Origin of the sequence: Streptomyces flaveolus (assembly GCF_014648815.1) — a bacterium.
In the GTDB taxonomy this organism is placed as follows: domain Bacteria; phylum Actinomycetota; class Actinomycetes; order Streptomycetales; family Streptomycetaceae; genus Streptomyces; species Streptomyces flaveolus.
This window is the reverse complement of the sequence record NZ_BMRV01000005.1, coordinates 133,084-151,156: the sequence shown is the minus strand read 5'-3', so window position 1 is coordinate 151,156 and position 18,073 is coordinate 133,084. Positions and strand designations below refer to the sequence as shown.

General features: G+C 72.9%; 19 protein-coding genes and 1 tRNA gene. 9 read left to right on the top strand and 11 right to left on the bottom strand.

What is annotated here, in order from left to right; genetic code table 11:
* Positions 1 to 118 precede the first annotated feature (118 nt).
* Together IEZ05_RS14440 and IEZ05_RS14435 are read left to right on the top strand one after the other, a co-directional pair.
* Positions 119 to 790 (top strand): FadR/GntR family transcriptional regulator, encoded by a 672-nt coding sequence (locus IEZ05_RS14440; protein WP_189230494.1) that lies wholly within the window; start codon positions 119 to 121, stop codon positions 788 to 790.
* Positions 791 to 930: 140 nt separating this feature from the next.
* The gene (locus IEZ05_RS14435; RefSeq protein ID WP_189230493.1) at positions 931 to 1,917 is read left to right on the top strand and encodes a PAC2 family protein; all 987 of its coding nucleotides are present in this window, start codon (positions 931 to 933) and stop codon (positions 1,915 to 1,917) included.
* Positions 1,918 to 1,979: 62 nt separating this feature from the next.
* Here IEZ05_RS14435 and mshC read toward each other — a convergent pair whose 3' ends face one another.
* From mshC to IEZ05_RS14415, 4 genes are all read right to left on the bottom strand, one after another.
* Positions 1,980 to 3,209 (bottom strand): cysteine--1-D-myo-inosityl 2-amino-2-deoxy-alpha-D-glucopyranoside ligase, encoded by a 1,230-nt coding sequence (mshC, locus tag IEZ05_RS14430; protein ID WP_189230492.1) that lies wholly within the window; start codon positions 3,207 to 3,209, stop codon positions 1,980 to 1,982.
* Between the two features lie 103 nt (positions 3,210 to 3,312).
* Positions 3,313 to 4,143 carry an SCO1664 family protein gene (locus tag IEZ05_RS14425; protein WP_189230491.1) on the bottom strand — a complete coding sequence of 277 codons (831 nt, stop codon included), beginning with the start codon at positions 4,141 to 4,143 and terminating at the stop codon, positions 3,313 to 3,315.
* The gene (locus IEZ05_RS14420; protein ID WP_189230490.1) at positions 4,107 to 4,697 is read right to left on the bottom strand and encodes a DUF3090 domain-containing protein; all 591 of its coding nucleotides are present in this window, start codon (positions 4,695 to 4,697) and stop codon (positions 4,107 to 4,109) included. The genes IEZ05_RS14425 and IEZ05_RS14420 overlap by 37 nt, the downstream gene beginning before the upstream one ends.
* Before the next feature lie 81 nt (positions 4,698 to 4,778).
* Complete coding sequence (locus tag IEZ05_RS14415; RefSeq protein ID WP_189230489.1) at positions 4,779 to 5,465, bottom strand: histidine phosphatase family protein; 687 nt, start codon at positions 5,463 to 5,465, stop codon at positions 4,779 to 4,781.
* 62 nt (positions 5,466 to 5,527) lie between these two features.
* On the opposite strand from IEZ05_RS14415, the gene corA reads away from it, so the two are divergent.
* Positions 5,528 to 6,523, top strand: coding sequence for a magnesium/cobalt transporter CorA (gene corA, locus IEZ05_RS14410; protein WP_189230488.1), 996 nt, complete (start codon positions 5,528 to 5,530; stop codon positions 6,521 to 6,523).
* Between the two features lie 18 nt (positions 6,524 to 6,541).
* On the opposite strand, the gene IEZ05_RS14405 is transcribed toward corA, so the two are convergent.
* Positions 6,542 to 7,330 carry a ferritin-like domain-containing protein gene (locus tag IEZ05_RS14405; protein ID WP_189230487.1) on the bottom strand — a complete coding sequence of 263 codons (789 nt, stop codon included), beginning with the start codon at positions 7,328 to 7,330 and terminating at the stop codon, positions 6,542 to 6,544.
* A 253-nt stretch (positions 7,331 to 7,583) separates the two neighbouring features.
* On the bottom strand, positions 7,584 to 8,639 hold the full coding sequence (locus IEZ05_RS14400) for an LLM class F420-dependent oxidoreductase (protein ID WP_189230486.1): 1,056 nt from the start codon (positions 8,637 to 8,639) through the stop codon (positions 7,584 to 7,586).
* Between the two features lie 112 nt (positions 8,640 to 8,751).
* Here IEZ05_RS14400 and IEZ05_RS14395 point away from each other — a divergent pair, with 112 nt between their 5' ends.
* Positions 8,752 to 9,738: an aldo/keto reductase gene (locus IEZ05_RS14395; protein ID WP_189230485.1), complete on the top strand. Its 987-nt coding sequence runs from the start codon at positions 8,752 to 8,754 to the stop codon at positions 9,736 to 9,738.
* A complete protein-coding gene (locus IEZ05_RS14390; RefSeq protein WP_189230484.1) occupies positions 9,735 to 12,101 on the top strand; it encodes a helix-hairpin-helix domain-containing protein in 2,367 nt (788 codons plus the stop codon). Before IEZ05_RS14395 ends, IEZ05_RS14390 begins: the two co-directional genes overlap by 4 nt.
* A 94-nt stretch (positions 12,102 to 12,195) precedes the next feature.
* Here IEZ05_RS14390 and IEZ05_RS14385 read toward each other — a convergent pair whose 3' ends face one another.
* Positions 12,196 to 12,918, bottom strand: a complete 723-nt coding sequence (locus tag IEZ05_RS14385; RefSeq protein WP_189230483.1) for a hypothetical protein — start codon at positions 12,916 to 12,918, stop codon at positions 12,196 to 12,198.
* 47 nt (positions 12,919 to 12,965) lie between these two features.
* Here IEZ05_RS14385 and IEZ05_RS14380 point away from each other — a divergent pair, with 47 nt between their 5' ends.
* Positions 12,966 to 13,154, top strand: a complete 189-nt coding sequence (locus IEZ05_RS14380) for a DUF5703 family protein (RefSeq protein WP_161163089.1) — start codon at positions 12,966 to 12,968, stop codon at positions 13,152 to 13,154.
* A gap of 92 nt (positions 13,155 to 13,246) precedes the next feature.
* On the opposite strand, the gene IEZ05_RS36930 is transcribed toward IEZ05_RS14380, so the two are convergent.
* From IEZ05_RS36930 to IEZ05_RS14365, 3 genes are all read right to left on the bottom strand, one after another.
* Positions 13,247 to 14,029 carry a chaplin family protein gene (locus IEZ05_RS36930; protein WP_189230482.1) on the bottom strand — a complete coding sequence of 261 codons (783 nt, stop codon included), beginning with the start codon at positions 14,027 to 14,029 and terminating at the stop codon, positions 13,247 to 13,249.
* A 163-nt stretch (positions 14,030 to 14,192) separates the two neighbouring features.
* On the bottom strand, positions 14,193 to 14,426 hold the full coding sequence (gene chpH, locus IEZ05_RS14370) for a chaplin ChpH (RefSeq protein WP_189230481.1): 234 nt from the start codon (positions 14,424 to 14,426) through the stop codon (positions 14,193 to 14,195).
* A 168-nt stretch (positions 14,427 to 14,594) separates the two neighbouring features.
* The gene (locus IEZ05_RS14365; RefSeq protein ID WP_189230480.1) at positions 14,595 to 15,920 is read right to left on the bottom strand and encodes a M20/M25/M40 family metallo-hydrolase; all 1,326 of its coding nucleotides are present in this window, start codon (positions 15,918 to 15,920) and stop codon (positions 14,595 to 14,597) included.
* Positions 15,921 to 16,105: 185 nt separating this feature from the next.
* Between IEZ05_RS14365 and IEZ05_RS14360 the strand changes: the two genes are divergently transcribed.
* Positions 16,106 to 16,193, top strand: a tRNA-Leu gene (locus tag IEZ05_RS14360).
* Between the two features lie 71 nt (positions 16,194 to 16,264).
* A complete protein-coding gene (locus tag IEZ05_RS14355) occupies positions 16,265 to 16,639 on the top strand; it encodes a YchJ family protein (protein WP_189230479.1) in 375 nt (124 codons plus the stop codon).
* A 6-nt stretch (positions 16,640 to 16,645) separates the two neighbouring features.
* On the opposite strand, the gene IEZ05_RS14350 is transcribed toward IEZ05_RS14355, so the two are convergent.
* On the bottom strand, positions 16,646 to 17,347 hold the full coding sequence (locus IEZ05_RS14350) for a FadR/GntR family transcriptional regulator (RefSeq protein ID WP_189230478.1): 702 nt from the start codon (positions 17,345 to 17,347) through the stop codon (positions 16,646 to 16,648).
* Between the two features lie 137 nt (positions 17,348 to 17,484).
* Between IEZ05_RS14350 and IEZ05_RS14345 the strand changes: the two genes are divergently transcribed.
* Entirely contained in the window at positions 17,485 to 18,012 is a 528-nt protein-coding gene (locus IEZ05_RS14345) for a gluconokinase (protein WP_189230477.1), read from the top strand.
* Positions 18,013 to 18,073: the final 61 nt, after the last annotated feature.

Here is an 18,073-nt window from a genome sequence, read left to right as displayed (position 1 = left end):
ACTGCGCACCGACGGAGCCGCCGCCTCCCGGTGCGCGTATCGCCGCACGGTGACCCCGATGGTCTCCGTGAGACATCGGATGTCTGGGAGGCATCCTCGAGGCACCGGGAGGCCGGCCGTGGCAGTCACCGACGAGGCGATCGAGAAGATCAAGGGCATGATCGTCTCCGGCGCGCTGCGGCCCGGCGACCGGCTGCCCAAGGAGAGCGAGCTCGCCGCCGGCCTCGGCCTGTCCCGCAACTCCCTGCGGGAGGCCGTGCGCGCCCTGTCGCTGATCCGGATCCTGGACGTCCGTCAGGGCGACGGCACGTACGTCACCAGCCTGGACCCGCAACTCCTGCTGGAGGCCCTCGGTTTCGTCGTCGACTTCCACCGCGACGACACGGTGCTGGAGTTCCTCGCGGTGCGCCGCATCCTGGAGCCGGCCGCGACCGCCATGGCGGCGTCGCGGATCGGCGCGCGCGAACTGGACGAGCTCGGCGACCGGTTGGACGCCCTCGGTGACGAGCCGTCGGTGGAGGAGCTGGTCGCCGCCGATCTGGAGTTCCACCGGGCGGTCGTGGGGGCCTCGGGCAACTCGGTGCTCTGCTCCCTGCTCGAGGGCCTGTCGGGGCCGACCGCGCGGGCCCGTGTCCTGCGCGGGCTGACCGAGGAGGGCGCGGTCGGCCGCACCCTGGACGAGCACTGCGCGATCCTCGCCGCGCTGCGCGACCGGGACGCGGAGGCGGCGCGCTCGTGGGCGACGGTGCACATCGCGTCCGTGGAGCGGTGGCTGCGCTCCACCCTCTGACCCGGCCCCTGCGGCGGGTGTCCGACCGCCGGGATCGGGGCAGTGATCGTTCACCGCCCCGCGCAAGGGGGCTGCGGGCGGCCCCTCGGCACGCCGTAAGGTTGGGGGGTACGCGAGGGCACGTCGGAAGGAGGCGCTGGGTGATCGAGCTCGAGGGGGTTCCCGAGCTGATCGACCCGGTCATGGTGGCCGCGTTCGAGGGCTGGAACGATGCCGGTGACGCCGCCTCCGCCGCGGTCGCGCACCTGGACAAGGAGTGGAAGGGCGAGGTGTTCGCGGCGCTGGACGCCGAGGACTACTACGACTTCCAGGTGAACCGCCCCACGGTCTTCATGGACGGCGGTGTCCGCAAGATCACATGGCCGACGACCCGGCTCTCGGTGGTCCGCGTCGGCGGCGACAAGCCGCGCGATCTCGTCCTCGTCCGCGGCATCGAGCCGTCCATGCGCTGGCGCTCGTTCTGCAACGAACTGCTCGGCTTCGCCCACGAGCTGGGCGTGGAGCTGGTCGTCGTCCTGGGCGCCCTGCTGGGCGACACCCCGCACACCCGCCCGGTGCCGATCAGCGGGACCACGTCGGACGCCGACCTGGCCCGCCGCATGGACCTGGAGGAGACCAAGTACGAGGGCCCCACGGGCATCGTCGGCGTCCTCCAGGAGGCCTGCACGCACGCGGGCGTGCCGGCCGTGTCGCTGTGGGCGGCGGTGCCGCACTACGTGTCGCAGCCGCCGAACCCGAAGGCCACGCTGGCCCTGCTGAACCGGCTGGAGGACCTGATCGGCGTGCGCATCCCGCTGGGCGAGCTGCCCGAGGACGCGCGCGCGTGGCAGGTCGGGGTGGACCAGCTGGCCGCGGAGGACAGCGAGGTCGCGGAGTACGTCCAGTCGCTGGAGGAGGCCCGGGACACCGCGGAGCTGCCGGAGGCCTCGGGCGAGGCGATCGCCCGTGAATTCGAGCGGTACCTGCGGCGCCGGGACGGCGGGTCCGGGCCGGGCGGGCACGCCACGGCGGACGGCGGCGACGGCACCCCCGGGACGCCGTACCTGCGGGACAATCCGAGCGGCCGCACACGCCCGCCCAAGCCGCCGAAGGCGGGCGGGGACGACGAGGAGTCGTCGGAGGACTGAGCGAAGAACGACGGAGGGGGCGCTTCCCGTGGGAAGCGCCCCCTCCGCGTTCGTGCGGGTGGTTACAGCGCCACGCCGAGCAGGGCGTCGACGGCGCGGGAGACGACGCCGGGCGCGCCGATGTCCGTGCCGCCGGTCTCCTGCTGGAGCGCCGCCCAGCGGTCGACGGCGTCGAGCGCGGCCGGGGAGTCCAGGTCGTTCGCGAGGGCCTCGCGGATCTCCTCGACCAGCGCCTCGGCGGGCGGGCCGTCGGGCCGGGACACGGCGGCGCGCCACCGCTCCAGCCGGGCGACGGCGTCCCGCAGCACCTGGTCGGTCCACTCCCAGTCGGAGCGGTAGTGGTGGGCGAGCAGCGTGAGCCGGATCGCGGCGGGGTCGACGCCGTCGCGGCGCAGCCGGGAGACGAAGACCAGGTTGCCCTTGGACTTCGACATCTTCTCGCCGTCGAGAGCGACCATCCCGGCGTGCACGTACGCCTTGGCCATGGGGAACTCGCCGGTGAGCACCTGGGCGTGCGAGGCGCCCATCTCGTGGTGCGGGAAGGCCAGGTCCGAGCCGCCGCCCTGGACGTCGAAGCCCATGCCGAGGTGGTCGAGGGCAATGGCCACGCACTCGATGTGCCAGCCGGGGCGTCCGCGGCCGAGGGAGGCGCCGTCCCAGCTGGGCTCGCCCTCGCGGGCCGCCATCCACAGCATCGGGTCGAGCGGGTTCTTCTTGCCCGGCCGGTCGGGGTCGCCGCCCCGCTCGGCGGACAGCAGCCGCATGGCGGCCGCGTCGAGGTGGGACACACCGCCGAAGTGGGGGTCGGACTCGACGGAGAAGTAGATGTCCCCCTCGAGTTCGTAGGCGGCGCCGGCGTCGCGCAGCCGCTCGACGAGCGGGACGATGCCGGGTATGGCCTCCACGGCGCCTATGTAGTGCTGCGGCGGGAGCATGCGCAGCGCGGTCATGTCCTCGCGGAAGAGCGCGGTCTCCTTCTCGGCGAGGGCGGTCCAGTCGACGCCGTCCCGCTCGGCCCGCTCCAGGAGGGGGTCGTCGACGTCGGTGACGTTCTGGACGTAGTGAACCTGCCGCTTGGTGTCGAGCCACACGCGCTGCACGAGGTCGAACGCGTTGTAGGTCGCCGCGTGCCCCATGTGGGTGGCGTCGTACGGGGTGATGCCGCAGACGTAGATACGGGCGACGGGACCGGGGTCGAGGGTGACGAGGCCGCCGGTCGCGGTGTCGTGGATCCTCAGGTCGCGGCCCTGACCAGGCAGGGCGGGGACCTCGGAAGCGGGCCAGGCATGCATGTCATGAGCCTAACCGGACGGGTCTTCCGTCCACGAACCGGATCGGACCGGATGGCCGGTAAGGCGCTCTTGCGCGATACCGGCCGTTGTGCGGGTCGGGCACCTACACCGGCGGCCAGGGGATGGCCGGCCACTCCCCGCCCGGTTCCGGGTGCTTCCCGGACTCCAGGAGGGCGCCGACACGCGCGCGTGTGGCGTCCAGTTCGGCGGGCGTGATCAGCTCGCCGAGCCGGGCCGCCAGCGGTGCGCCGTCCTTGAGACCCTCCTGGAGGGCGTGGAGCGCCGCCAGGGCCTCCGCGGTCAGCGGGTCGCCCGCCCAGCCCCACAGGAGCGTGCGCAGCTTGTTCTCGGCGTGGAAGGTCACCCCGTGGTCGATGCCGTAGAGCCGCTCTCCGGCCGCGGGCAGCAGGTGGCCGCCCTTGCGGTCGGCGTTGTTGACGACGGCGTCCAGGACGGCGAGCCGGCGCAGCCGCTCGTCGTCGGCGTGCACGAGCAGCGCGGTGCGGCCCTCGTCGACCTCGGCGAACGCGACGGCCTTCCAGCCGGGGCCGGGCTCCTCGGCGTCCACCAGGGCCAGCAGCTCCGCTTCGGGCACGGTGTCGATCCACAGCTGGACCATGCCCTCGCCGTACGGGCCGTCGCGCAGCACGGTGGGCGGTACCAGGCCCCAGCCGGTCGCCTCGGAGACCTCGTACGCGGCGACCTCGCGCTGGGCGAGCGTGCCGTCCGGGAAGTCCCACAGGGGGCGCTCCCCCGCCACGGGCTTGTAGATGCAGGCCGCCTCGCGTCCCTCGTGCGCCACCGTGCAGTACAGCGCCGCGTTGGACGCCTCACGGATGCGTCCGCGCACGGTCAGCTCGCCTCGGGCGAGCAGCTCGGCGGCCACCGCGTCGGTGGTCACGCTCCGCGGCGGTATCCGTTCTGGCGCGGACATACGTGTCCTTCCGGGTCGAGCGGGAGGCTGCACAGCGGGCACGGCGGCCGCCCGGCGTTGACGACGTCGAGGGCGCGCTTGGCGAAGGCCCTGGCCTGCGCGCCGGTAAGGCGGACCCGGAGCATCGGGGGGCCATTTTCCTCGTCCTGGAGGAGTCGCTCCTCGGCCTCCGCCAGGTCCTCCTCGGACTCGGCCTCGAGCTCGACGAGGGCCTGCGCCTCGACGATCATGCACTGGTCCTCGCCGTCCCACGCGAGCGCCATGGTGCCGACCCGGAACTCCTCCTCGATGGGAGTGTCCAGCGGCGCCGTGTCGGCGTTCTCGGCGGGGGCCACGGCGGGGACGACGGTGCTGCCGCCGCTACGCCGTACGACCTCGTCGAGGAGCTCGTCCATGCGTTCGGCGAGTGCGGCGACCTGCGTCTTCTCCAGGGCCACGCTGGTCACCCGGGGGCCGGCGATGGCCTGGAGGAAGAACGTACGGCGTCCGGGCAGCCCGACCGTGCCGGCCACGAAACGATCCGGTTGGTCGTAGAGGAACACCTGACGGGACACGTCCTGTCTCCATGGGAAGTCGGGGGAAGCGGGATTCGGGGGGCGGGCACTGCGATCGCTTCACCCTACTGCGGCCGACGATCACGGTGCGCCCGCACCACCACCGACCGGGGCGTCGCCCTCCGGGGGCTCCTCGCGCGGCGCCAGGGAGGCGAAGTCACCGGTGTCGCCGAGGCGGACGAGGTACGGCCGCAGCCGGGTGTAGCGGATCGCGGTGACGGAGCAGGGTTCGACGGAGATGCGCTGGAAGAGGTCGAGGTGGAGGCCGAGTGCGTCCGCCACGAGGGACTTGATGATGTCGCCGTGGGAGCACATGAGGTAGACGGCGTCCGCGCCGTGGTCGCGCTCCACGCGCGCGTTCCACTCACGTACCGCCTCGGCGGCGCGGGTCTGCATGGCGCGCATCGACTCGCCGCCGGGGAACGCCGCCGCGGAGGGGTGCGCCTGCACGACCTCCATCAGGGGCTCGTCCTTCAGTTCGGCGAGTTTGCGGCCGGACCAGTCGCCGTAGTGGCACTCCCCGATGCGTTCGTCGGTGTGCGCCCGCAGTCCGGGGCGGGCGTCGAGCAGGGGCCGGATCGTCTCCTGACAGCGCTGCAGCGGGCTGGCGACGACCTCGGCGAGCGGCAGGCCGGCGAGCCGCCCGGGCAGCGCGGCGGCCTGCGCGGCCCCGCGTTCGTCGAGGGCGACGCCGGGCGTCCAGCCGGCGAGCAGCCCCTCGGTGTTGGCGGTGGAACGTCCGTGCCTAACCAGGATCAGCGTGGGCATGCGGCCAGGGTAGGCGCACCGCACGGTGCGAGGGCGACGGGGGCGAGGGGAGAAGGCGTTCGGTGATCGTCGACTGTGCCATCTACCGGGGCGGGCACCGGACGGAGGGGCCCGAGGACTTCTCCGACGCGCTCGGCGAGGCGCGGCAGGCGGGCGGCTTCGTCTGGATCGGGCTGCACGAGCCGACGGCGGAGGAGTTCGACCTGGTCGCGCAGGAGTTCGGACTCCACCCCCTGGCCGTGGAGGACGCCCTGAAGGCACACCAGCGGCCCAAGCTGGAGGTGTACGAGGACTCGCTCTTCGTCGTCCTCAAGCCGGTGGTGTACGAGCCGGAGAGCGACACCGTGTCCACCGGCGAGCTCATGCTGTTCCTGGGCGACGCGTTCGTGGTCGTCGTCCGGCACGGCGAGGGCTCCCCGCTGAAGGCCGTGCGGCAGCGCCTGGAGCACGAGCCGGAACTGCTCGGCAAGGGGCCCACCGCCGTGCTGTACGCGATCGCGGACGCCGCCGTCGACCACTACCTGGACGTGGCGGTCGAGCTGCAGACCGACCTGGAGGAGCTGGAGGCGGAGGTCTTCTCACCGGACGGCGGCGGCTCGCGGCACACCGCGTCGCGGATCTACAACTTCAAGCGGCAGGTCCTGGAGTTCCGCCGCGCCACCGGGCCGCTGGCGCCTCCGGTGGCCCGGCTGGCCGGCACGGGGGCGTTCGGCGCCGGTGTGCCGTTCGTGAACGACAGGGCCCGGCCCTTCTTCCGGGACGTGAGCGACCACCTCACGCGTGTGAACGAGTCGGTGGAGGGCCTGGACCGGCTGGTGTCGGACATCCTGTCGGCGCACCTGGCGCAGACGGGCGTCCGGCAGAACGACGACATGCGGAAGATCTCCGCGTGGGCGGCCATGGCGGCGGTGCCGACGATGCTCGCGGGGATCTACGGCATGAACTTCGAGCACATGCCGGAACTGCGCTGGGTGTGGGGCTACCCGGCGGTGATCGTCGTGATGGCCGTGCTGGAAGTGCTGTTGTTCCGGACGTTCAAGCGGCGGGGCTGGCTGTAGCGCGGCGACCCCGGCCCCTCAGGCGAGCTCGGGGGCCGGGGTCGCGGGTCCGCCGAGGGCGTCGCGCCGCTCGGGCGTCCGCAGGGTCACCATCCGGCGCCAGCCGGCCAGCCGCTCGTAGGCGTACACCGCGTGGATGCCCGCCGCGAGCAGCGCGGACCGCGCCCGGGACCAGCCGAGCAGACGGCCCATGCGGGCCATCACCGCGAGGCTGACGTCCCGGTGGACGCGGATCTCGGCGTGCGCGCACTCGCGCAGCGTCCGCTGGATGTAGCGGCCGTGTCCGGCGGCGGCGTAGCGCAGCAGTTCCTCGTGGGAGTAGGCGAGGTGGTTGTCCTCGTCGGCCGAGATCATGCGCACGGCCCGCCCCAGGTCGGGGTGGTCCGCGAAGTGTTTGAGGAGCATCGCCATCTGCTCGGCCGCGCGCTGCTCGGTGACCCTGCTGTGCGCGAGGTAGGTGATGACGTCCCGTACGGTCAGGGGCCGGTCGGCCTTGAGCTTCTCGTGGGCGAGGCCGATGCCGTGCCGCTCCAGGAGCATCGTGTAGTCCGTGTCGGGGGGCACGTCGACCGGCTCCAGACCGCGCTTCTTCAGCAGGGCGTTGAAGATCCGCCCGTGCTTGTCCTCGTCCGCGCCGTGCCGGGTGATCTTGGGCGCGAGCCGGCGCTCGCTCTCCGGTACCAGCGCCGCGATGCGCGCGTTCTCCCAGCCGCCCTGCGACTCGCCGCTGGCGGCGATGGAGCAGAACAGACGGAACGCCTCGTCGTCGTCGATGATCTCCTGGAACAGACTCTTGGCCGAAAGCATCGCTGGCACCTCTCTGCCTCCGCGGGGCTGCGCAGGTTCCGCGGTCTCCGCGGTCTCCGCGAAGAACGAGTCAAGTGCGGGACGCGGAACACGGCAACAGGTGCGACGGGGAACTCCGCCGAAAGAGGGAGGGCGCGCGGACGAGAGGGCGTAACCACACGCGGGTGGACGCGTTGTTCCGCGTGACGGCCGTGGCGGGGAAGACCCCCCGAGCCCCCACCACGGCCGCGGAACTTCGACGACGGATCGCGCGTCAGGCGAGCCCGGCGCGCTCCAGGGCCTCGGTGCCGGCGCGGAGCGAGGCGAGCCGCTCGTCCAGGGTGAAGCCCGCGGGAGCGAGGGTCAGCGTGGTGACACCGGCGGCGGCATAGGCCTTCATCCGGTCCGCGATCCGGTCGACGCTGCCGAGCAGGGTCGTCCGGTCGATCAGGTCGTGCGGCACGGCCGCGGCGGCGCCCTGCTTGTCGCCGGACAGGTACTTGTCCTGGATCTCGGCGGCCTCGCGCTCGTACCCCATGCGCTGGGCGAGCTGGTTGTAGAAGTTCTGCTTGCGGCTGCCCATGCCGCCCACGTAGAGCGCGGTGTAGGGGCGGAAGGTGTCGGCGAGCGTGGTGACGTCCTTGTCGTCGCCGAGGGCGAGCGGCAGGGTGGGGACGATGTCGAAGCCCTCGAGGGTCTTCCCGGCCTTCTCGCGCCCGGCGCGCAGGTGCCGGATCGCGGTCTCCTCCAGGTGGTCGGCGGACGGGAAGATCAGCAGGGCGCCGTCGGCGATCTCGCCGGTCTGCTCCAGGTTCTTCGGGCCGATCGCGGCGATGTACAGCGGGATGTGCTCACGCTGCGGGTGCACGGTCAGCTTGATCGGCTTGCCGGGACCGCCCGGCAGCGGCAGCGTCCAGTGCTGTCCCTCGTACGACAGCCGCTCCCGGGTCATCGCCTTGCGCACGATCTCGACGTACTCGCGGGTGCGGGCGAGCGGCTTGTCGAACTTCACGCCGTACCAGCCCTCGGAGACCTGCGGCCCGGAGACGCCGAGGCCGAGGCGGAACCGGCCGCCGGAGAGGGAGTCGAGGGTGGCGGCCGTCATCGCGGTCATGGCCGGCTGACGGGCGGGGATCTGGAAGATGGCCGAGCCGACGTCGATGCGCTCGGTCTGGGCGGCGACCCAGGTCAGCACCGTCGCGGCGTCCGAGCCGTAGGCCTCGGCGGCCCAGCACACGGCGTAGCCGAGCCGGTCGGCCTCCTTGGCGACGGCCAGGTTGTCCGCGTCCATTCCGGCACCCCAGTAGCCGAGGTTGATCCCGAGCTGCATGGCCGATTCCCCTTACCGATCAGTAACGTCTGTTGTGCCCCGACCCTAGCGTGCCGATTCGGTTGTCCACAGGCCCCCACAGCGCAAGCCGTGGCCAGTAATGTCGGCGTTCATGGAGCAGAGGCATCTCGGCCGCACCGGCCTGCGTGTGTCCCGCATCGGGCTGGGCACCCTCACCTGGGGCAGGGACACCGACGAGCACGACGCGGCTGACCTCCTGAAGACCTTCTGGGAAGCCGGCGGGACCCTCGTCGACACCGCCGACGTGTACGGCGACGGAGAGGCCGAGTATCTCCTCGGCCGGCTCATGGAACGCCTGGTGCCGCGCCGGGACCTGGTGATCTCCACCAAGGCGGGCAGCGTGCCGGATCCCGACCGCCGCTTCGACGGCTCGCGCGGCCATCTCCTCTCCGCGCTGGACGCCTCCCTGGCCCGGCTGGGCACGGACCACGTCGACGTGTGGCATCTGCACGCCTTCGACCCGCACACGCCGCTGGAGGAGACGCTGCACGCCCTCGACGTGGCGGTCGGCAGCGGCCGCGCCCGCTACGCCGGGGTCTCCAACTTCTGTGGCTGGCAGCTGGCCAAGGCGGCGACCTGGCAGCTGGCGGCGCCGGGCGTGCGCACCCGGCTCGCGAGCACGCAGATGGAGTACTCGCTGCTGCAGCGCGGCGTCGAGCGCGAGGTGCTGCCGGCCGCGCTGGACCTGGGCATCGGTCTGCTCCCCTCCTCGCCGCTGGGCCGGGGCGTCCTCACGGGCAAGTACCGCAAGGACGCGACGCCGCCGGACTCGCGGGGCGCCTCGGAGCACCTGGCCCCCTTCGTCGAGCCCTACCTGGACGACACGGCCGGTCACATCGTGGACGCGGTGGCGACGGCGGCGGACGGGCTCGCGGTGACCCCGCTCCAGGTCGCCCTCGCCTGGGTCCGGGACCGGCCCGGGGTGGTCGCCCCGATCATCGGCCCGCGCAACGCGCAGCAGCTCACGGCGGCGTTGTCAGTGGAGAGCCTTAGTCTTCCTGACGAGATCTGCCGGGCGCTCGACGACGTGTCGGCGCCCGTGCACCGCTATCCCGATCACGACTGGAGCACGCTGTGAGCACGCAGCCCGAACCCGCCGAGGACACCGCGGACGCCGTGGACACCGAGCCGGGAGCGCCGGGCACCGCGCAGGAGGCCGAGCCCGACGACGCCACGGACGGGGCCCCGTCCGGCGACCGGGCCGCCGACGCGGAGACCGCCGAGGAGCCGGGGGCCCCGGAGCCCGACGACGCCGGGGCCGAGGCGACTGCCGGGGAGACCGCCGGGGCGGGCGAGCCGCCGGCCGCCGAAGACGCGCAGCCGGCCGGGGACGGCGCCGATGCGGCGGGTGAGGGCTCTGCGGCTCAGCTGTCGGAGGCCGAGGCCGAGCTGGCCGCCCAGCGGCTGGAGCGGGAGCGGATCGAGCGGCGGAAGGCCGAGAAGCAGCAGCGGATCGACAGCGGGGCCAAGCTGAGCGGCACGGCGGCCGAGCTGCTCGCCGCCGTGCGCGCCGTGGAGAGCGGCGAGAAGCCGGCCGCCACGGTCTTCGGCGAGCCCCGGCCCGCGCCCCGCCGCCCCGCCCCCGAGCCGGTACGACGCCCGCAGCCGGCGCCGGCCGAGCCGGCCGCCGGGCCCGCGGGGCCCGCGCCGGAGACCGTCGAGGCCGTGCGGCGCGTCCTGGCCGAGGGCGGCGCCCCCGAGACGCTCGCGCCGCAGACCGCCGCGCTGCTCGGTGAGGCGGCGGAGGAGTCGCTGCGCGCGGATCCCTGGCAGCTGCTCCGGGTCGCCGGTGTGCGGCCGGAACAGGCCGACGGGTTCGCCCGGGCGCTGCTCGGCGCGGAGTGCGGCCCGGACGACGAGCGGCGGGGACGTGCGATCACCGTCTGGCTGCTGGAGCAGGCGGCCCTGACCGGCCATACGGCTTTGGAGCTGCCGCGGCTCACGGCTGCGCTGGCCCAGCGGGGCGTGCCGGATCCCGACGCCGCCGTACAGAGCACGCTCGCCGAGGGCGAGGCCCTGGTCTTCCAGGACGCCTTGGAGGAGACCGGCGCCCGCCCCGGCACCGTGGACGCGGGGACGGAGGGCACGGAAGAGGCCGAGGAACGTCCGGTCCGGGTCCTGGTCGGTCTGGAGCGGTACGCGCTCGCGGAGGAGAGCCTCGCCGACGGCCTGGCCCGGCTGGTCAACTCGGTGCCGAAGCAGGACGGGGCGGCGGAGGACTGGGAGCGGGCCGCCGCGTCCACGCAGGGTTCCGCGGCCGACCTGATCCGTGCGGTCGCTGCGCACGGGCTGGTCCTGCACACCGGCGGGGAGGCGTCCCTGGCCGAACCTGCGGCCCTGCTGCGTGCCGCGCGGGGCCTCGGGCTGCGGGCCTGGGCCGCCGCGCACGGCCCGCTCGGCCGCGACCGCTTCGCCGCCCTGTCGGCCGACCGCCCCGCGGCGCACCCGGACTCCCCCGCACCGGACGGCCCGCTCCCGGACGGCACCCCCGTCGTCACCCTGGCCGGGCTGCTGGCCGGCGCCGAGGGGCCCGGGCGCGACGCGGACGGCGCGCTGGACCTCGATCTGCTCGTCGTGCTCGACGCGCCGCAGGTGGACGTGGAGACGGGCGCCCTGCTGGCGGAGTCGCTGCCCGACGGGGCACGGCTGGTGCTGGCCGGTGACCCGGGGGTGCTGTGGTCCGTGGGTCCGGGGCGGGTCTTCGCGGATCTGCTGGCGGCGCGGATCTGTCCCCAGATCGCCTCGCGGCGTCCCGACCCGGGCCCGCTGGGCGAGCTGGTCTCCGGCATCGGCATCGGTGAGCTGAGTCAGGTGGAGGCGCCCGGCAAGGAGGTCGTGATCGTGCCCGTGCGGGACGCGGGCGAGGCCGTGCACCGCACCGTGCAGCTCGTCGCGGACTCGGTGCCGCGCGCGATCGGCGTCCCCGCCGAGGAGACCCAGGTGATCACGCCGGGCCACGGCGGCGCGGCGGGCACGCGGGCGCTCAACGCGGCGCTGAAGGAGCGGCTGAACCCGGGCCCCGGCCGCTTCGGCGGCTTCGACCCCGGCGACCGTGTCGCCTACTCCCCCGTGCCGGGCCGTACGCTGCCGGGCCGGGTGGTGAGAGCCGACGCCCACGGACTGCACCTGTCCTGCGCGGGCGAGTCCGTCGTGGTCCCGAAGGAGCGGCTGGAGCGGACCGTGCGGCACGGGTGGGCGCTGACCGCTCACCAGGCGGTCGGCGGCCGGTGGCCCGCGGTGGTCGTGGTCCTGCCGGGCGACGCCGCGCAGGCGCTGAGCCGCCCGTGGGTCTACACGGCGTTCGGCCGGGCCGCCCGGCACCTGTCCGTGGTGCACGGGGTGGACCAGGCGCTGCCCCGTGCCGTTGCCGAGGTGCAGGCCAAGCCGCGCACGACCCGGCTGCCGGCACTGCTCACTCCGCAGGTTCCGGTGGGCGGCTGAGCCCGCCGGGCGCGGTCGCCCGGCGGCACATGCGACGGCGGCGGTCACGGGGACGTACCCCGTGACCGCCGCCGCTCGTCTCGGGGGGGGCCGCTCAGCGGTCCGCCCGCAGCCGCTCCGGCTCGCCGTCCGTCTCGCCGTCCGCTTCCTCGTCCAGGTCCGTGTCGAGGTCCTCCTCGAGCTCCGGCACGTCGTCCTCGTCATCGTCGTCGAACTCGTCGTCGAAGACCGCGCTGACGTCGAAGCGGCAGACCACGCGTTGGGGATCGACCTGGTCGAACGGTGCGTCCAGCCACTCGCCCGGTTCGGCGCTCTCGTCGGCGGCCGTCACCCAGAGCGTGGAGTCGCCCTCCTCCAGGCCGAACTCCTTGTGCCGGGAGGCGATCTCGTCCGCCTCGAACTCGCCGAACAGGATGCCGAGCGCCCCGTGGACCGTGCCGGCGACGTCCGCGCCCACGGCCGCCTCGTCGTCGGCCGCCTCGATCCGCCGCGCCTGTGCCATCAGCCGCTGCGGTTCCGCCACGGCGTAGTCGCGGCGGATGAGCACGCTCAGCGCGTTCGGTTCCTCGGGGCCCGTGTAGGGCGGCGTCTCGTCCGCGCCGGGGATCTCGAAGGGGGTCACCTCGTCGTAGCGGTCGTAGAGCAGTTCGTCGTACGCCTCCGCGGCCGCGGCCAGCTCGTTGAACGCCTGGTAGACGGCCGGGTCGTCCTCCCCCGACCGGCGTTCGACCGCGGCCAGGTGGCGGTCGAGCGCGGTCTTGACCGCCTCGGCGGCGGCGCGTACCTCGGCAGCGGTGGGCTGCGCAGCATCAGACATAGTGCAGACGCTATCCGTACCGGGCCCCAGCCCGCACAATAGATGCGATGCCGGAATACGAATTTGTCGACGTGTACGTGCCACGCGGGGTTTCCCGCAAGGAGACGACACGTCTGCTGACCGACCACGCCGAGTACGGACACTGGGAGTTGTACCGCCTGAGCCTGCTGCGCGACGGCAGTCGCAAGGTGCGGCTGCGGCGGCGGATCATCCGCCAGGTGCGGGCCACCTGGTGACCGGCGGCGCCGGGGGCGACCCGGCGCCGGTGACGGAAGCGGAGCGGGCCCCGCCGGTGTGCGGGGCCCGCTCCGTGTGCCGGTCCGCCGCGTCAGGCCGAGGCGCGTGCCTTGCGGTAGAGCACCGTGCCCGCGAGCAGCGCACCCGCGCCCACCGGGAGGGCGAGCCCCAGCGGCAGCCCGCTGCCGGTCTCGGCGAGCTGTGCGTCGCCCCGCGGCTGGGTGACGGTCTGCGCGCCGGGCTGGTTGATGTGCGAGGAGCCGCCCGGCGTCTCGTCGCCCGGGGTGCCGGGGTTACCCGGCGTACCAGGCTCGCCGGGGTTACCCGGGTTGCCGGGCTCGCCCGGATTACCCGGCTCACCAGGGTTGCCGGGGTTACCCGGCTCACCGGGGTTACCGGGCTCACCCGGCGGGGTGGTGTGATCTCCGCCGCCCCCGTTGACGCAGTCGTTGCCCGTGGCCGGGTTGAGGGCGCCCACCACGTTGACGGTGTTGCCGCAGACGTTCACCGGCACGTGCACGGGCACCTGCACCGTGTTGCCGGAGCCGACCCCGGGCGAGTCGGTGGCCTGTCCGCCGGCGTGCGCACCGCCGTGGCCGCCGGAGTCGCCGTATCCGCCGGACGAGTCGCCGCCCCGGTTGGCGCACGCGTTGCCCATGGCCGGGTTGAGGACGCCGATGACGTCGACCGTGTTGCCGCAGACGTTCACCGGCACGTGCACGGGCACCTGCACCGTGTTGCCGGAGAGTACGCCGGGCGAATTCGAACTGGCTCCGTGCGCCCCCGAGTCGGCGTGGGCGGCACCGCCCGCGGCGGCGAGCACACCGGTGGCGGCCGCCATCGTCATCAGGCCCTTGCGGGTGACTTGTCGCATTTCCGAAATCCCTGCCTTGCCCTAGTCCCGTAGCGCCGGGAATTCCGTCGTCTCCGACGCTGCTGCACGCTGATGTTTCTTTGCCTCGAAGGCGGCCGGCCCCGGAGCGCATGGCGCGCTCCGGGGCCGACGGACTCAGACCCTCACGGGGCGAGACGCAACGTCACTTGTTGATGCAGACGTTGCCGAAGGCGGGGTTCAGCAGGCCGATCACGGAGATCGTGTTGCCGCAGACGTTCACCGGGACGTGCACGGGCACCTGGACGACATTGCCGGAAGCGACGCCCGGGGAGTGGGCGGCGACGCCCTGGGCACCGGAGTCGGCGACGGCCATGCCCGCACCCGCGAGGACCAGACCACCGGTGGCAACCGCAGCGGCGACGACCTTCTTGAGCATTATTCCTCCTAGTTGACAAAGGCGATCCGAAATTGCCGATCGCATCACCTGTAACGAGGACGGAGTAATGAGGCTACGAGCTTATGAGCGCATTCACCCTTCCCGGTAACCTCCCGCACGCGCGGTCGAATACCGGTGAAGGGTGAAGTCTCGTTTCAGCGGGCCGAATCAGGACGCGTCGATGAACCGGTCGAGCACCCGCACACCGAACTGCAGGCCGTCCACCGGCACGCGCTCGTCGACGCCGTGGAACATGCCCGCGAAGTCCAGCTCCGGCGGCAGCTTGAGGGGCGCGAAGCCGAAGCCCCGGATGCCGAGGTCGTCGAAGGACTTGGCGTCCGTCCCGCCGGAGAGCATGTACGGGATGGCCTTCGCGGCCGGGTCCTCGGCGACCAGCGCGGACTGCATCGCGTCCACGAGGGCCCCGTCGAACGTGGTCTCGACGGCCTTGTCGGAGTGGACGTCCTCGCGCCGCACCTTCGGACCGAGGATCCGGTCGAGGTCGGCGAGGAACTCCTCCTCGTGTCCGGGCAGGAACCGGCCGTCGACGTGCGCGGTCGCCTCGCCGGGGATGACGTTGACCTTGTAGCCCGCGCCCAGCTGCGTGGGGTTGGCGGTGTTGCTCAAGGTCGCGCCGATGAGCTTGGCGATGCCGCCGAGCTTGGCGAGGGTCCCCTCCATGTTCTCCGGGTCGAGCTCGGTGCCGAGGGCGTCGCCCAGTTCGTCGAGGAAGGCCCGGGTCGTCTTGGTGACCCGGACGGGGAACGTGTGCCGGCCGAGGCGCGCGACGGCCTCCGACAGCTCGGTGATGGCGTTGTCGCGGTGGATCATGGACCCGTGCCCGGCGGTGCCGGCCACGGTCAGCTTCATCCAGTGCATGCCCTTCTCGGCCGTCTGGATCAGATACAGCCGGCGCTGCTCGCTCACGGTGAAGGAGAAGCCGCCGACCTCGCTGATCGCCTCGGTGACGCCCTCGAAGAGGTCCGTGTGATGGTCGACGAGGTGCCGCGCGCCGTACGTGCCGCCGGCCTCCTCGTCGGCGAGGAACGCGAGGACGATGTCCCGGGGCGGCTTGCGCCCGCTGCGCATCCGGTCGCGGACGACCGCGAGGGTCATCGCGTCCATGTCCTTCATGTCGACCGCGCCGCGTCCCCACACGCACCCGTCGGCGACCTCGCCGGAGAAGGGGTGGTGGGTCCAGTCGTCCGCGTTGGCCGGGACGACGTCGGTGTGGCCGTGGATGAGCAGCGCGGGCCGTGACGGGTCCTCGCCCTCGATCCGGGCCACCGTGGAGGCGCGTCCCGGGTGGGACTCGAAGATCTGCGGCTCCAGTCCCACCTCGGCGAGCTTCTCGGCGACGTACTCGGCCGCCTTGCGCTCGCCGGGGCCCGAGTGGTCGCCGTAGTTGCTGGTGTCGATCCGGATCAGCTCGCGGCAGAGGTCGACGACCTCGTCCTCGCCGGTGACGCTCCTGGCCGTGCCCGAGTCGCTCACGTGCTTCCTCCCGCTGTCACTGCTGGTGGGTCCCCCTCATCCTCCCCCTCCGGCCGTCCGGGCCCAAGACCGGACCCGGCCCGTCACACGCCGTTCACGCCGGAGCGGGGGTGATCGGACACCCCAGAAAGCCTGGTAATGTTTACGTCGTCGCCACGGGGAACACCCCGCGCGACAGACACCTTGTCCGGGTGGCGGAATGGCAGACGCGCTAGCTTGAGGTGCTAGTGCCCTTTATCGGGCGTGGGGGTTCAAGTCCCCCCTCGGACACCAGAGAAGACCCCTGCTGAGCAGGGGTCTTCTGCTTTTCCGGGACGGCGCTCCGAGCGGGCACAATGGCCGCCATGACCACGCGTTCCTGCCCGTGCGGGCTGCCCGAGGCGTACGAGAAGTGCTGCGGCCGTTTCCATGCGGGGGCGGCGTCCGCGCCGAGCGCCGAGGCGTTGATGCGTTCGCGGTACAGCGCCTTCGTGCAGGGCGACGCGGGGTACCTGCTGCGGACATGGCATCCGAGGACGCGGCCGGCGCGTCTCGACCTGGACCCGGGGATGCGGTGGACCGGGCTGGAGATCCTGGACACGACCGACGGGTCCGCGTTCCACTCCACCGGCACGGTCACCTTCCGCGCCTCGTACCGCGGCGGCTCGCTGCACGAGCGGAGCCGGTTCGAGCGGGTCGACGGGGCGTGGGTGTACGTCGACGGGGAGTTCCTCGCCTAGGTCGTGCTACGGCGCCAGGATGTCCAGTTCCTGGAGCGCCCCCACCGTGATCTCGCGGGTCAGCTGCTCGGCGCGTTCGGCGTCGCGGGCGCGGACGGCCTCGGCGACCCGGACGTGCAGGGTGACGGCGGCCGGGTCGGGGTCCTCGAACATCACGTCGTGGTGCGTGCGTCCGGCCAGGACCTCGGCGACGACGCTGCCGAGGCGGGCGAACATCTCGTTGCCGGACGCGGTCAGGATGACGCGGTGGAAGGCCACGTCGTGGAAGAGGTACCCCTCCAGCTTGTGGCCGCGCGAGTTGGCCACCATGCCGAGCGCGCACTCGGTGAGCTCCGCGCACTGCTCCGCGGTCGCGTGTCTGGCGGCCAGTCCCGCCGCGACCGGTTCGATCGCCGACCGCAGCACGGTCAGTGAGCGCAGCTGGCGCGGGCGGTCGGCGCCGGCCAGGCGCCAGCGGATGACCTGCGGGTCGTAGACGTTCCACTCGCACTCGGGCAGGACGGTCACGCCCACGCGGCGCCGCGACTCGACCAGGTGCATGGACTCCAGCACGCGGACGGCCTCGCGCATCACGGAGCGCGACACCTCGAAACGCTGTGCCAGCTCGTCCGTGCGCAGGACGCTGCCCGCAGGGTATTCGCCCGCGGTGATCGCGGGGCCGAGGGTGTCCAGTACGCGGCCGTGCAGCCCCCGGCCCGGTGTGCTCATGCACTCAGCGTACGGGGCGCGTCACGGGAACAAAAAGTCAGACTTATATGTCACAGACTCTTGAATTTGTCGTACCTAATGGGTTTCAGTGGCGTCGACATCACGTGTCGACGAAGACAGCAGACAGCGAGAGTGCGATGCAGCAACTGCACATCCCCCATGTCGTCGTGGTCATGGGCGTAGCGGGCACCGGGAAGACCACCATCGGCCCCCTGCTCGCGGCCCGGCTCGGCGTTCCCTACGCCGAGGGCGACGACTTCCACCCGCCGGCCAACATCGCCAAGATGACGGCCGGAACCCCGCTCACCGACGAGGACCGCTGGCCGTGGCTCGACGCCATCGGCGGCTGGGCGCACGGTCGGGCCGGGCTCGGCGGGGTGGTGAGCAGTTCCGCGCTGAAGCGGTCGTACCGCGACCGGTTGCGGGCCGCCGCTCCCGGTGTCGTCTTCGTCCACCTCACGGGCAGCCGCGAGCTGATCGAGGACCGGATGTCGCACCGCGAGGGGCACTTCATGCCGACGGCCCTGCTCGACTCCCAGTTCGCCACGCTCCAGCCGCTGGAGGCGGACGAGGCGGGGGTCGCGGTGGACGTCGCCGGCAGCCCCGAGGAGATCACCGAACGGGCGATGAACGCCCTGAAGGCCCTCCCCCAGCCGGCCCCGTAACCCCGTGGCCCGGTAGCGGGCCGACCCCCCACGACCTCCCCCGGGGCCGTGCCACCCCTGG

What these genes read in the sequence shown, in the direction of transcription:
- IEZ05_RS14355 (WP_189230479.1), top strand. Translation starts at nt 16,265, where the DNA reads ATGACCACGCGTTCCTGCCCGTGCGGGCTGCCCGAGGCGTACGAGAAG.
- IEZ05_RS14405 (WP_189230487.1), bottom strand. Translation starts at nt 7,330, where the DNA reads ATGCTTTCGGCCAAGAGTCTGTTCCAGGAGATCATCGACGACGACGAG.
- IEZ05_RS14385 (WP_189230483.1), bottom strand. Translation starts at nt 12,918, where the DNA reads ATGTCTGATGCTGCGCAGCCCACCGCTGCCGAGGTACGCGCCGCCGCC.
- chpH (WP_189230481.1), bottom strand. Translation starts at nt 14,426, where the DNA reads ATGCTCAAGAAGGTCGTCGCCGCTGCGGTTGCCACCGGTGGTCTGGTC.
- mshC (WP_189230492.1), bottom strand. Translation starts at nt 3,209, where the DNA reads ATGCATGCCTGGCCCGCTTCCGAGGTCCCCGCCCTGCCTGGTCAGGGC.
- IEZ05_RS14345 (WP_189230477.1), top strand. Translation starts at nt 17,485, where the DNA reads ATGCAGCAACTGCACATCCCCCATGTCGTCGTGGTCATGGGCGTAGCG.
- IEZ05_RS14400 (WP_189230486.1), bottom strand. Translation starts at nt 8,639, where the DNA reads ATGCAGCTCGGGATCAACCTCGGCTACTGGGGTGCCGGAATGGACGCG.
- IEZ05_RS14425 (WP_189230491.1), bottom strand. Translation starts at nt 4,143, where the DNA reads ATGTCCGCGCCAGAACGGATACCGCCGCGGAGCGTGACCACCGACGCG.
- IEZ05_RS36930 (WP_189230482.1), bottom strand. Translation starts at nt 14,029, where the DNA reads ATGCGACAAGTCACCCGCAAGGGCCTGATGACGATGGCGGCCGCCACC.
- IEZ05_RS14380 (WP_161163089.1), top strand. Translation starts at nt 12,966, where the DNA reads ATGCCGGAATACGAATTTGTCGACGTGTACGTGCCACGCGGGGTTTCC.
- IEZ05_RS14395 (WP_189230485.1), top strand. Translation starts at nt 8,752, where the DNA reads ATGGAGCAGAGGCATCTCGGCCGCACCGGCCTGCGTGTGTCCCGCATC.
- IEZ05_RS14415 (WP_189230489.1), bottom strand. Translation starts at nt 5,465, where the DNA reads ATGCCCACGCTGATCCTGGTTAGGCACGGACGTTCCACCGCCAACACC.
- IEZ05_RS14350 (WP_189230478.1), bottom strand. Translation starts at nt 17,347, where the DNA reads ATGAGCACACCGGGCCGGGGGCTGCACGGCCGCGTACTGGACACCCTC.